At 39.6% G+C, this 12844-nt stretch carries 11 protein-coding genes; 3 read left to right on the top strand and 8 right to left on the bottom strand.

Translation table 11 applies throughout. The annotated features are described in order from the left end of the window. Window positions 1–58: 58 nt before the first annotated feature. The 3 genes from ABLB96_RS18055 to ABLB96_RS18045 all read right to left on the bottom strand — a co-directional run bounded on the left by ABLB96_RS18055 (window position 59) and on the right by ABLB96_RS18045 (window position 4479). Complete coding sequence (locus ABLB96_RS18055) at window positions 59–1840, bottom strand: acyl-CoA dehydrogenase C-terminal domain-containing protein (protein WP_348896186.1); 1782 nt, start codon at window positions 1838–1840, stop codon at window positions 59–61. 167 nt (window positions 1841–2007) lie between these two features. After that, the gene (locus tag ABLB96_RS18050; protein WP_348896185.1) at window positions 2008–3810 is read right to left on the bottom strand and encodes an acyl-CoA dehydrogenase C-terminal domain-containing protein; all 1803 of its coding nucleotides are present in this window, start codon (window positions 3808–3810) and stop codon (window positions 2008–2010) included. 291 nt (window positions 3811–4101) lie between these two features. Further along, a complete protein-coding gene (locus ABLB96_RS18045; protein ID WP_348896184.1) occupies window positions 4102–4479 on the bottom strand; it encodes a hypothetical protein in 378 nt (125 codons plus the stop codon). A gap of 396 nt (window positions 4480–4875) precedes the next feature. Here ABLB96_RS18045 and baeS point away from each other — a divergent pair, with 396 nt between their 5' ends. Together baeS and ABLB96_RS18035 are read left to right on the top strand one after the other, a co-directional pair. Beyond that, a complete protein-coding gene (gene baeS / locus ABLB96_RS18040; RefSeq protein ID WP_348896182.1) occupies window positions 4876–6537 on the top strand; it encodes a sensor histidine kinase efflux regulator BaeS in 1662 nt (553 codons plus the stop codon). Window positions 6538–6556: 19 nt separating this feature from the next. Continuing rightward, the gene (locus ABLB96_RS18035) at window positions 6557–7243 is read left to right on the top strand and encodes a response regulator (protein WP_348896181.1); all 687 of its coding nucleotides are present in this window, start codon (window positions 6557–6559) and stop codon (window positions 7241–7243) included. Window positions 7244–7313: 70 nt separating this feature from the next. Here ABLB96_RS18035 and ABLB96_RS18030 read toward each other — a convergent pair whose 3' ends face one another. The 3 genes from ABLB96_RS18030 to ABLB96_RS18020 all read right to left on the bottom strand — a co-directional run bounded on the left by ABLB96_RS18030 (window position 7314) and on the right by ABLB96_RS18020 (window position 10687). Then, on the bottom strand, window positions 7314–7895 hold the full coding sequence (locus ABLB96_RS18030) for a L,D-transpeptidase family protein (protein WP_348896180.1): 582 nt from the start codon (window positions 7893–7895) through the stop codon (window positions 7314–7316). Between the two features lie 63 nt (window positions 7896–7958). Beyond that, complete coding sequence (locus ABLB96_RS18025; RefSeq protein ID WP_348896179.1) at window positions 7959–9401, bottom strand: protein adenylyltransferase SelO family protein; 1443 nt, start codon at window positions 9399–9401, stop codon at window positions 7959–7961. Between the two features lie 113 nt (window positions 9402–9514). Beyond that, the gene (locus ABLB96_RS18020) at window positions 9515–10687 is read right to left on the bottom strand and encodes an acyl-CoA desaturase (protein WP_049065713.1); all 1173 of its coding nucleotides are present in this window, start codon (window positions 10685–10687) and stop codon (window positions 9515–9517) included. A gap of 208 nt (window positions 10688–10895) precedes the next feature. On the opposite strand from ABLB96_RS18020, the gene ABLB96_RS18015 reads away from it, so the two are divergent. Continuing rightward, entirely contained in the window at window positions 10896–11426 is a 531-nt protein-coding gene (locus ABLB96_RS18015; protein ID WP_348896178.1) for an META domain-containing protein, read from the top strand. A gap of 28 nt (window positions 11427–11454) precedes the next feature. On the opposite strand, the gene ABLB96_RS18010 is transcribed toward ABLB96_RS18015, so the two are convergent. Further along, a complete protein-coding gene (locus ABLB96_RS18010) occupies window positions 11455–12168 on the bottom strand; it encodes a glycerophosphodiester phosphodiesterase (RefSeq protein ID WP_348896177.1) in 714 nt (237 codons plus the stop codon). Window positions 12169–12240: 72 nt separating this feature from the next. Further along, window positions 12241–12819, bottom strand: coding sequence for a cob(I)yrinic acid a,c-diamide adenosyltransferase (locus tag ABLB96_RS18005; protein WP_348896176.1), 579 nt, complete (start codon window positions 12817–12819; stop codon window positions 12241–12243). Between the last annotated feature and the right edge of the window lie 25 nt (window positions 12820–12844).

Genomic DNA, 12844 nt, shown 5'->3' with positions numbered 1-12844 from the left:
TAGTAGATACAAAATAAAAACGCCTGATCAATCAGGCGTTTTTTATGAAAAATCTTAATTATGCTTGGTTAGTAAAGTAGTCTTCACTAAAGCCCATGATTAAGTCAGCACCCGCTTTAATTTTAGCAATACGTGCATCAATATCTGGCAAGATACGCTCAACAAAGTATTGCGCTAAAGCAAGTTTGTTTTGGTAGAAATCACCAGATTTATCTTTAGCAGCAGCTGCAATTTTTGCAAACATATAAGAGAAGCTGAGTAAGCCAACTGCATGTAAGTAATCAACAGCAGCAGCATTTGGGAAATCTACATTTTCAGCAGCTTGTTCAATAATAAACTGAGTGATTGCTTCAATTTCAGTTGCAGCATCTAAAGTTGCATCTTTAATGAAGTTCAAATCGGTGTCTAAATCATTTGCAAAGTCACGGATTTCTGTAATGTATTCAGCAATGAATGCACCGCCACATTTAATAGTTTTACGACCAATTAAATCTTGAGATTGAACGCCGTTGGTACCTTCGTAGATTTGCGCAATACGAAGATCACGAATACATTGTTCCATACCCCATTCACGAATATATCCGTGACCACCAAATACCATTTGAGCATCTAAAGTTGCTTGGAATGCTGTATCTGTAAGGTATGCTTTTGCAATCGGTGTTAAAAGCGCAACGCGATTATTAGCTTTTTTTACAGCTTCTGCATCAGTTGAGAACTTAGTGATATCGAGCTGCTGACCTACATAAACTGCAAATGCACGTGATGCTTCATTGTTTGCACGTACGTTTAACAACATACGACGTACATCACCGTGTACTAAAATGCTGTCAGCAGGTTTATTTGGTGATTGAACACCAACGGCACTACGACCTTGTAAACGGTCTGTCGCGTATTGAGCTGCATTTTGATACGCAAACTCAGAAGCACCTAGACCTTGAATACCCATTGATAAACGTTCGTAGTTCATCATAACGAACATGGCAGCAAGACCTTCATTTTCTTTACCAACGAGGTAGCCTTTTGCACCGTCAAAGTTCATCACACAAGTTGCAGATGCTTTGATCCCCATCTTATGTTCAATAGAACCTGGGCCTACATGGTTGCGGTCACCTAAAGAACCATCTTCATTTACAAGATATTTCGGAACAATAAATAGCGAAATACCACGTGAACCCGCAGGAGCATCAGGAGTTTTAGCAAGTACTAAGTGAATAATGTTTTCTGCTAAATCGTTGTCGCCGCCTGTAATGAAGATTTTAGTACCTGTGATGTTATAAGTACCGTCATCATTACGTTCTGCTTTAGTTTTAATAATACCTAAATCAGTACCTGCATGTGGTTCAGTCAAGCACATGGTACCTGACCATTCACCTGAATAAATTTTAGGTAAATACGTTTCTTTTTGCTCTTGAGATGCATAGCTACTTAAAGCCATACCTGCACCCACTGAAAGAAGCGGGTAGAGCATGAAAGATGGGTTAGTTGCAAACAACATTTCATCAGCAAGAACGGTGAGCATTTTTGGCATGCCTTGACCGCCCCATTCTTCATCTGCGCCTAAGCCAATCCAACCACCTTCTGCATATTGACGAAATGCATCTTTAAAGCCAGCAGGGGTAAAGACTTCGCCATTTTCATAGCGAGCACCTTCTTCATCACCAGTACGGTTTAATGGATGAGTCACATTCTGAGCAAATTTAGCCATTTCTTCTAAAATTGCTTCAGCAGTTGCAGCATCTACATGAGCGAGTTTCTCATTAGACTGCCAAAATTGTTCTGCTTTAAATACATCATTTAAGATGAATTTCATATCAGCTAAAGGAGCATTGTAAATTGGCATAATCGTTCACCTTTTTTGTGCACATCGGCCTGTGCTAGATATCCTGTAAAACGAAATGGATATTGAATTTAAAGTCTAAATTTATCATCGATTTTATAAAAAAAGGACCGTCAAAACTGAGCAGTCCTTTTTTGGTTTTTAACATTGCATATCGCAACTAACTATGATTAGAAAGCGAAATGTTCAGCGTCTAATGACATCAAAGGGTCTAAACCGCCTGCAATCACGTCTACATGTGAACGTACGCGTGGCAAGATTTTCTTGAAGTAGAAGCGAGCAGTGGTAACTTTCGCATTATAGAAATCAACGTCAGTTGTACCTTCTGCCAATTTCTCTTGTGCTACAAGCGCCATACGAGCCCATAGATAAGCTAAAGTCACGTAACCTGCGAAGTAGAGGTAATCTACAGCAGCAGCACCCACTTCATCCGGATTTTGCATTGCACGCATACCGATTTGCATAGTGAGGTCGCCCCATTCTTTATTAAGCGCAGCAAGTGGCTCAACAAATTCTTTCATGGCAGCATTGTCTTTGTTTGCTTCAACAAACTTGTGAACAATCTTAGTGAAATCACGAAGCATTGCACCTTGAGTTTGCAAAACCTTACGGCCTAACAAGTCTAATGCTTGAATTTCAGTTGTACCTTCGTACAAGCAGGCAATACGTGTATCACGTACGATTTGTTCCATGCCATGCTCAGAAATAAAGCCATGACCACCGAAGACTTGAACACCGTGCTTAGCAGACTCAGAACCTGTTTCAGTTAAAAATGCTTTTGCAATCGGAGTCAATAACGACAAGATATTGTCAGCAAATTTACGCTCTTCTTCAGTTTCGCCTTTTTCAACGATATCTGCATATTGAGCAAGTAAATAAACAAGTGCACGACCACCTTCAGCAAATGCTTTTTGAGTTAAAAGCATGTTACGAACGGCTGGGTGAACAATGATTGGGTCTGCTTCTTTTTCTGGAGCTTTAGGACCAGAAAGTGAACGCATTGCCAAACGATCTTTTGCGTAAGTTAATGCACCTTGGAAAGATGATTCAGATGCAGATAAACCTTGAACAGCAGTACCAATACGCGCTGTGTTCATGAAGGTAAACATACAGTTCAGACCGCGGTTTTCAGGTCCAATCAAGTAACCTTTTGCTTGGTCAAAGTTAATGACACAAGTTGCGTTACCGTGAATACCCATTTTGTGTTCGATCGAACCACAACGTACTGCGTTACGTTCACCTAGTGTTCCGTCTGCATTAACGTTGAATTTAGGAACGATAAATAACGAAATACCTTTAGTACCTTTCGGCGCACCTGGTAAGCGAGCAAGAACGATATGGATGATGTTTTCAGCCATGTCGTGTTCACCAGCAGAGATAAAGATTTTCTCGCCAGAGATTGCATAGCTACCATCTGCATTTGGTTCTGCTTTAGAGCGGATGATACCTAAGTCTGAACCTGCATGAGATTCAGTTAAACACATAGTCCCTGTCCAAACACCTGAAACAAGGTTTGGTAAGTAAGTGTTTTTTTGCTCATCAGAACCGTGATGTTCTAAAGTACGTACAGCTCCGTGAGACAAGCCAGGGTACATACCCCATGCCCAGTTTGAGCTACCGACCATTTCTGAAATTGCGATACCTAAAGAGTTAGGTAGGCCTTGACCGCCGTATTGTTCTTCTGCTGATAAAGACGGGAAGCCAAGTTCAATATATTTTTGATAAGCTTCTTTAAATCCTGTTGGAGTAGTGACTACACCATCATTCCAAGTACAACCTTCGCGGTCGCCAACTTGGTTTAAAGGAGAAAGTTCATTTTCACAGAAGTCTGCCGCAGCTTCTAAATATTGATCAACCAATTCACGGCTTACGTTACCTTGGAAATCAGGTAATTTTGCATAGTGCTCTTCTGCATTTAATAATTCATGCAAAACGAATTGCATATCACGTAAGGGCGCTTTGTATTGTGGCATATCGGGTTCCTCAATACTGGTGAAACCAGAGTTATAATCCTAATCTACGATAATGTGCCATAAGAGGCACCTTGAACTATTACATCGTGCAACAACTTGCATAACTGTACAAGCACCTCAGGGCCTTTACTTTGTGACTGCAAAGTCAAGAAAAAAATACTTGAACTATGTAAGTGCTTTGAGTGTAAACACTTTTGGTGAAGTTTAGATGAGACAAATAGTCAAAATCGTAAGGAGTTATGTACACAAAAAAGGCGCCTATAGGCGCCTTTTATTTCAGTGTTTTTAGAATTATTTTGCTTGAGATGCTACTGGAGCAGGGGCAGTCATTGGTTGTTGAGGACGTTTTGGTTCGAAACGAAGGTTACAGGTACCTTCAAGCGTTTTGTCTCCAATTTGAACATTTACAGCCTGACCATTTGCCTTGCCTTCACATGCTTTTTGAATCTGTTCAAAACGAGCTTTACGTTCTGCGCGGTGCTGCTCCCACGCTGCTTTTTGTTCAGGTGTAAATTCACGGTGTTTCATACGGTGATGGCCATCACGCGGACCATCTTGCATCATGTGATGGTCTGAATTAGACGTTTGTGGTGTTGATTGACAAGCAGCCAAACTACCCATAGTTACAATTGCTGCACTGAACAATGCGATTTTAGCCGTCATTTTCATATTTAAAGCCCTTTAATGTTTGTTTTAAGATGACTTAAAGATTAGATAATAAAGATGAAGAAACAATGGAGAGTTTTTCTTTTCGTTGTTAGTTACAATGTTCGGATCTGTTAGTAATTCATTTTATAAATTGTATTATAGGCTAAAACCACATAAACGAGGCATGAAGCACAGGCAATGATTATATCCTTGGCAAGCTTCATAACAAAGATTATGGCAGTTTTAGCCATAACCTTTCAGGACGGGACTATTTTTCAGTATTTCGTCGTTAAGAGTTACTTGCTTAGATCACTAAGCTTTGTATCTCTTGTCTAGAAATACAAGAAAATAACCTTCGTCACAATTATAAAATGAAGTACTAGCAGACCCCTTTAGCGTAAAAATGAGAGAGTGCTTTTGAACGTACTACGTGTTCCCATTGCATTGCGGCTATTTTTAACGGTCTTACTGACTACGTTATTAATTGCAACTGCAAGTTTGAGTGTATTGCACTGGACGATGCAAAAGAACTTTGCCAAATATGTGGCCGATGTTGAAATGCAAAAGCTAGACCGGCTCATGACCAATCTTGGAAATGTATATACCGTTTACCATGATTGGGGTAATGCGATTCAGGCACAAATCTTACAAATTGAAGGAACCGCAGCACCGGATGATTATGACCGTCTTTCACAGTGGTGGTTAAGACGCCAATATGATATTGCCATTCAGCAGCATTCATTCGATGAACATACGCTCATTAATGTTTCTCCAGATGGAGCGACTGCAAATAAAAATTCTATTTTTAGTGATGAAGAGCTTCGTACACTTGAAAAGAATTTACCTTCTGAATATCAACCGTTTGAAGGCTTAAAATTCCCGTTAAGCGCAAACCAGTTTCGTCAGCGTGATGACAAAAAAAATAAGTCAAAAAGAGGGAGTCTCAAAGATATTGAGACACAAAATGGTAAAAAGCGGTTTATTGCTTTGCCAGACCGTTTGGGCTTAAGTTCACGTTTATCTTTATATGATGCCAAACATCAATTTGTAGTCGGTGAACCCCCTTCATCAGATCAGATGTCTTATCGTCCGATTATGGTCAATGATCAGGTCGTTGGATACCTGGGACTAAAACCCGTTTTAGATAAAGAAGATGCCTTAAGTATCAATTTCTTCAGTAATCAAAAGCGTTATTTGCTCTTAATTTACGCTTTAACATTACTCTCAAGTTTAGTTGCAGCACTTTTAATGGCAACTTATTTTAAAAAGCCAATTCAGCGTCTATTAAATGCAACAAATGAATTAACTAAAGGTAATTACCAACACCAAATGGTCATTAAACGAAATGATGAACTAGGCGATTTATCAACTCAATTGAACCATTTAGCTGAAATTTTACACCAACATGAAGAATCACGACGTCAATGGGTGGCCGATACTTCTCATGAGTTAAAAACACCATTGGCTGTATTGCAGGCGCAAATTGAAGCGATGCAAGATGGTATTCGAAAAGCAACACCTGAACACCTTGATGCCATGATGCGACAAGTTTCGAGTTTAAAGAAACTCACACAAGATCTTGCCGACTTGGCACAAGCCGATGCTCAGCAGCTTAAATGCTATTTAAGTTCGGTCAATCCATGGGACGTTGTATTACAAGAGGTAGAAAACTTCAGGCCTAAACTAGAACAAGCCGGCTTAGAAATTGAGGTCGAAGGGGAAGGTGTTCCATTATTGTTAGACCGTGATAGATTTAAACAAATTATTGTTAATTTGATTGGTAATAGCATTCGTTATACCGAAACAGGTGGAAAAATTCATATTCATACCAGTCAAACACTTCAAGACTGGACTTTATATGTCGATGACAGCCCATTTGGTTTAAACGATGAACAGTTATCACGTTTAGGTGAACGTTTTTATCGTGTAGATGATTCGCGTACGCGTAGTACAGGTGGAACAGGACTAGGCTTAGCTTTATCTTGTAAAATTGCGCAAGCGCTTGGTGGTACACTCAGTTTTGAACACTCGCCATTGGGTGGTTTACGTTGTGTACTTACCTTTAAAAAGCAGAGTTAAATAAAAGGAAAAATGGCCCATGAAACATGTAATGTTGGTTGAGGATGAAGTTGAGTTAGCGCTTCTGGTGCGTGATTATCTTGAGGCTGCTGGTTTCGAAGTAAGCATGTTTCATGATGGTCAAGATGCTTATACAAGCTTTCAACAACGTAAACCCAATTTAATGATTCTGGACTTAATGGTTCCAAGAATGGATGGTTTAACAATTTGTCGTAAGGTCCGTGAACAGTCAGATCTACCGATTATTATGGTCACTGCACGTACTGAGGAAATTGACCGTGTTTTAGGACTAAATATGGGCGCAGACGATTATGTATGTAAGCCATTTAGTCCTAAAGAGCTGGTTGCACGCGTGCAGGCAGTTTTACGTCGTCTAGAACGTAAGGCTGAACCTGAGCAAAATGATTCTTTCCGAATTGATAAAGCACAACAAAGGATTTGGTACCAACAAAAATCTTTGAGTTTAACGCCGACAGAATTTCGCCTACTTGAGTTATTTTTAGAACATGTGGGACAAGTCTATTCGCGTGCGCAATTATTAGACCATATCAATCCAGACAGTTTTGATGTTGCCGACCGTGTTATTGATAGTCATATCAAAAACTTGCGCCGAAAAATTAGTGAAGCGGCTGAAACTGGTAACCGTCATGAATGGATTCAAGCTGTTTATGGTGTTGGTTATCGCTTCGAATATCCAGAAGAATAAACTGTTCATAAAAGTTATTCTGTGGATAACCACAATGTTATCCACAGAAAATGTGGATAGTTTTAAAGAGTTATGGATAAATTATAATCTTAGTGTGATTAGGGACTAATTGCCAAATTTCATCTATATCTACATTTCTAACTGCGATACAACCTAAAGTCCAATCTTTGTGTGGCATATAAGTTGAACTAGAAGGGATGGAGAGTAAGGACTTTGGAACTGATCCGTGGATCATGATATTCCCACCTGTTGGCTGGTTATGCTGTTTGGCATAAGCAACATCTTGTGTATTGGGATAGGAAATATGCAATGATTTATAGAAAGCACTTTGTGGATTGCGCCAATCTATAAAATAGACTCCCTCAGGGGTTTTACCATCATTTTCAAAGTTTTTGTGTCCTTCAGGGTTAAAGCCTAAACGAATAGGATAACGACGAATTACTTCTTGATTACTTTTGAGTAGAAGTATGCGCTGATTTTTAAACACTTCAATTGAGGTTATCGGTTTTGTCTTTATAAGTTGGGATATCTCATTACTTGTTAGCGCTTCATGAGAAGGTACAAGAGTGGGTAAATATTTTTCATACTTATAAACAGCAATTCCGAATGGAACCAATAGGAGTGTACAAATAATGATAGGTTTGATTTTCATATATTATTCTTTGATGTTTAAGAAACTCTCTTAAGCGACTTAAGAGAGTTTTAGTTTTTTATATTAAGATGAACAGCTCACCGCTACATCAGGTACATCGCTTGGTAAAGGGCCTAAATCTTCTGGTTTTTCCAAATCTGGCTGTCTTGTATAAGGATGATTGAGTAGCTTAAACAAACGGTCTACCTCACTAAAATCATCTCGCTCCGCTGCTTCAATCGCTCGCTGTGCCATGTGATTACGTAAAATATAAATCGGATTTGCTTGTTGCATGTTTGCATCAAGTTCATCTGTATCTTGATGTTCGCGAATGCTTTGATATTGGGTAAGGAAAGCATCAAATTGTCGAATATCGAGACAATCATCGCGTAGTACTTTGTACTCTTTATTCTGAAGTCGAATAAAGCTTTGGGTGTAATCAAGCTGTTCGGTTTGCAAAATACGCAAAAAGCTTAAGCCACATTCAGTACTGTCTTTATGGAAATGGGGAAGACCCATTTTTTGACATAAGCCCGTGGTGTAATGCTCAATAAAGGTAGGTTCAAACTCTTCTAAACAAGCCGCCAACTCTTCTTTGAATTGCTCTTTCTGTTCAGGTTTGGCAAGTGGAATTAAATTATTTAACCAAGTCCATAAGTTCCAATGCGCAATACTCGGTTGGTTTTGGTAGGTGTACCGTCCTTGGTAGTCGGAATGGTTGTTAATCCAGTTGGGGCGAAAACGTTCCATAAACCCATATGGACCAAAATCGAGTGTAGAACCGGTAATATTTAAGTTATCTGTATTCATTACGCCGTGAGCAAAACCGACCAGCTGCCATTTGGCAATCATGATGGCTGTATTTCTAATCACAGCTTTAGCAAAAGCTAAAATAGGCTGTTCTTCTTTTTGGCATTCTGGATAGTGCCATTCGATACATTTTTGAGTGAACTCTGGGAGTAAGTCAGGCGCATATTGATTGATCCATTCAAAATGCCCTAGACGAATATGACATTCAGAGGTTCTAAGCAGCATTGCACCAGGCTCTAATGTCTCGCGTTGCACGCCTTGAGCGGAACTTGTAAAACCTACCGCATGACTAGAAGCAACTCCTAAAGCATTTAATGCATGTCCTGCTAAATACTCTCTAACAACTGAACGTAAAACTGCTCGTCCATCTCCCATACGCGAATAAGGGGTAGGGCCTGCACCTTTCAAATGTAAATCTATGGTTTGACCTTGCTTATTAAGAATTTGTGCAATGAGTAAACCACGTCCGTCGCCTAGTTGACCTGCCCATTGCCCAAACTGGTGGCCTGCATAAACCATTGCCAAAGGCGGAAACTCAGAGAAAGTCCGCTGACCACTGCAAATTTCTACCCACGCTTGTTTTTCTTCATCTGTCCATTGTAGTTCTTCGGCTAAAGCTAAATTGAAGTGACCAGCTTTCGCACCACGCAGAGGAGAGGGCTTTTGTATATGAAAAAGCTTAGGATTAAGTGATGAATAAAGTGGATTGAATTGCATAGACTAGGCTGAATATTTGAGGCGAACTTCACTATACCATAGTTAAAAACCAGCCAAAAAAATAGCGCTTGCAAAGCATGGCTTCACAGGCGCTATTTCGACTTAAAGTCGTATTAGTCTGGTACGACGTTAGTGTTCTTTTTAATGTTACGCATTAATGTTTCTAAACACTCACGATGGTGACTTAAACGATGTTCAAGCAATTGGAAATCAACTTTTAACTTATGATCCATTTTGTGGATTTTTTCAGCCATAGCTGCTTTCTTTGCTTGTAACTCTTGTTCTTTGAGTTTCGCCCAATCATTTAAAGTATGTGTAAATGCTTCATATTCTTGAGCAATACGCTGCTTCATTTGACTCATGTCAGCATTTACATCATGGCCATAAATAGCTAAGTCTTGTTCAGCATATTTAAACTTCATTGCCAATTCTGCTTTTTTAATATTAAAGCTTGGAATACGACGTAAGTTCTTTGCTAAACCTAGTTTAGAGCATGTCCAGATTAACCATTTAGTTGGATCATATTGCCACCATTTCACACCATTACGATAATCGTATTGGAAAATATGGTGATAGTTATGATAACCCTCGCCCCATGTTGCGATCGCTAACCAGAAGTTATCGCGTGCTGAGTTTTCATCAGTATATGGACGTTTACCAAACATATGGCAAAGTGAGTTAATGAAGAATGTAACCTGATGGCTAATGATTAAACGTAATAAACCACCGAGAAGTACAACTCCCCATAAATCGCCAGTAGCCCAGCCAACTAAACCTAAAATACCCACATGAACTGCTACAACCATTAGACCGTAGTATTTATGTTGGAACATGACTAGTTTGTCATTGAGCAAATCAGGTGCATTTTTAAAATCAGGCTTAGATGGAGAATGATCACGGATCATCCAACCCATATGGGCATACCAAAAGCCACGTTCAATTGAGTATGGATCTTCATCCACATGATCAACATGGCGGTGGTGAGTACGGTGACCAGATGCCCAAAACAGAATACTGTTTTGTACAGCAAATGTGCCGGCAATCATTAAAAGAATTTTAAGGGGTAATGACGCTTCATAAGCACGGTGTGCCCAAAGACGGTGGTAACCAGCAGTAATCCCCATGCTACTTAAAGCTAAAAGAAAAAATAAGCTTACCCATGCGCTTACACTAAAATCATAATAATACGCATAAATCGGGATTATGATTGCAGCAAGAATTGGTAAACCAATTAAGGTAATGCTAGCGGTCCAGTTAATTGGGGCCTTGAGTGGGGCGGAAGTCATATCCGGCAGCGCTCCTAGAAACCTTGTCATACAAGGTAAAAAGACAAAACGACATAGCAAAACCAATCATCAAGATTTATTGCTATTTTGTACATCATATTAGCACGTGCATAGTGAGAATCACTAACATTATTGTACAGATGTATTGAAAGAACCGTAACAGAATTAAACCAAGCTTGGCAACATTTCAGATAGGAGAAGTTGTGTAATGAAAATACAGCGATTGAGAAAAAAGAACAGCATTGATATTGCAAGGAAATTGCCGTCGAAATGTTTTTTCATCGCAATCAGCCTTGTATTGGCAGCATGTCAAAGCGCGCCGCAACAAAATATTTCAAAAGGCCCGACAAAGCCAACGCATCGTGTGCAAACGCCCGTTGTCAAAAAGAAAGTGAGTCCAGACGGTGTTCAAGATATCGACTGGCAAATTACTCAGATAAACAATCATAAGGCAAAGTTCTTTAACCAATGGCCCACTCTTTCACTGAACTCAGCAGTCAAAACTGTCACTGGTCATACCGGATGTAACCGTATTTTTGGACGATATACTTTCGATTTCAACCAAAAGAAACTTGATCTGCAAGTTAATGCGGGTCATTCAAGTTGTAATGGCGCTTTAGCACAAGAAGCAGAGTTGGTTGACTCTTTACAACGTGTTCAAAAGTTCCAAATTATTGGGAATACACTTTACTTGCTTGACCAAAATGGCCAACGCTTAATTCAAGCTGAGAAAAAATAAAAGGTGGTTAATACCACCTTTTTATATTTTAAAGTTCTTTCAGCATGGTAGTTGGAATATCTGTAATTAAGCCCTGAACATTCAGATCTCGTAACTCTTTTGCTCTTTCTACATCATTTACTGTCCAGACACTGATATTTAAACCAGCTTGATGGGACAGTTGAATCATTTCTTCCGTTGCGAGCTGGTCGTACCAACCAATATGACCACAACCATATTGATGAGCGAGTTCAATCGCCGTTGCCCCAACAGGAATCTCAACTAACAAACCACGTTTAAATTGAGAGTTAATGTCACGTAGGGCAGTTAGAATTTGAAGATCAAAACTTGTGATAGTTACGACTTTTTCATAACCCTGTAATTCAGACTCAAGCTTTTCAACTAACTTTTGTGCAAATACCATATCTCTTACAGCTTTAACTTCAACTTCAATATGATCAAAGTTATTAAGCAGATTTAAAACACTTTTAAGTGTTGGCGTTGGCTCTGGATTTGGCCAGTTGGGCCAATTTTGCCGATGATCAAATGATAGAGCTTGAGCCAACGTAGATTGCTCAACAATTTGGTCGATTCCAGCTGTACGTAAAAAATTATCGTCATGAATAACGACCAGTTCTTGGTCTTGAACCTGACGAATGTCAAATTCGACACCACGAATTCCTAAGTCTTTTATGTGCTGAAAACCACCTAATGTATTTTCAGGAGCTTCTCGGCGTGCACCACGATGACCAATAATGCGCATAATTTTCTTCTATTCAGTTTTGTTGATTATGGTCTCTTCAAAATCAGAGACCATTTTTAATCTAATCTATTTTTAAATAATCTCATTAATATTTTTTTGCCAAAGTACTTCTTGTCCACCTTCTGCACGTTGTAAAGCACGAGATGCGACAAATAACCAGTCAGATAAACGGTTTAAAAGTTGAAGCGCTGTAGCTTGAATATTTTGATCACGCGTTTGTACTGACATGAGTGATCGCTCTGCGCGGCGGCAAACAGCACGGGCTTGGTGGGCATAACTACAAGATAAAGAGCCAGATGGCAGAATAAACTCTTTAAGCATAGGTAAGTCTTCATTCATACGGTCGATTTCTTTTTCAAGAAACTCGATACAAATGGGCTGAAGTAAATTGTAGTTCGGAATACAAACCTCTCCGCCTAAGTCAAAAAGCCAATGTTGAATCAGGCTTAGACTCTTGTCCCACTCAGCTTTATGGGTCACTTGACTGGCTGTGATTTGTGCACGCAGTACGCCAATAACGGCATTAAGCTCATCAACATCACCAAGTGCAGCAACTCGTAAATCATCTTTAACAACACGAGAGCCATCACCTAGACCTGTTGTGCCTGAGTCGCCTGTACGTGTATAGATTTTGCTTAAACGGTGTCCCATGATGGATATCCTGAACATAAAAAAG

Origin of the sequence: Acinetobacter sp. XH1741 (assembly GCF_041021895.1) — a bacterium.
In the GTDB taxonomy this organism is placed as follows: Bacteria; Pseudomonadota; Gammaproteobacteria; order Pseudomonadales; family Moraxellaceae; genus Acinetobacter.
Note: the sequence above shows the minus strand (reverse complement) of the source record. Positions and strands in the feature narration are given on the sequence as shown.

Bases quoted from the DNA above. Each gene is read 5' to 3' on its own strand.
- ABLB96_RS18010 (WP_348896177.1), bottom strand. From the start codon at position 12,168: ATGCGCATTATTGGTCATCGTGGTGCACGCCGAGAAGCTCCTGAAAAT.
- ABLB96_RS18035 (WP_348896181.1), top strand. From the start codon at position 6,557: ATGAAACATGTAATGTTGGTTGAGGATGAAGTTGAGTTAGCGCTTCTG.
- ABLB96_RS18030 (WP_348896180.1), bottom strand. From the start codon at position 7,895: ATGAAAATCAAACCTATCATTATTTGTACACTCCTATTGGTTCCATTC.
- ABLB96_RS18005 (WP_348896176.1), bottom strand. From the start codon at position 12,819: ATGGGACACCGTTTAAGCAAAATCTATACACGTACAGGCGACTCAGGC.
- ABLB96_RS18025 (WP_348896179.1), bottom strand. From the start codon at position 9,401: ATGCAATTCAATCCACTTTATTCATCACTTAATCCTAAGCTTTTTCAT.
- ABLB96_RS18045 (WP_348896184.1), bottom strand. From the start codon at position 4,479: ATGAAAATGACGGCTAAAATCGCATTGTTCAGTGCAGCAATTGTAACT.
- ABLB96_RS18020 (WP_049065713.1), bottom strand. From the start codon at position 10,687: ATGACTTCCGCCCCACTCAAGGCCCCAATTAACTGGACCGCTAGCATT.
- ABLB96_RS18050 (WP_348896185.1), bottom strand. From the start codon at position 3,810: ATGCCACAATACAAAGCGCCCTTACGTGATATGCAATTCGTTTTGCAT.
- ABLB96_RS18055 (WP_348896186.1), bottom strand. From the start codon at position 1,840: ATGCCAATTTACAATGCTCCTTTAGCTGATATGAAATTCATCTTAAAT.
- ABLB96_RS18015 (WP_348896178.1), top strand. From the start codon at position 10,896: ATGAAAATACAGCGATTGAGAAAAAAGAACAGCATTGATATTGCAAGG.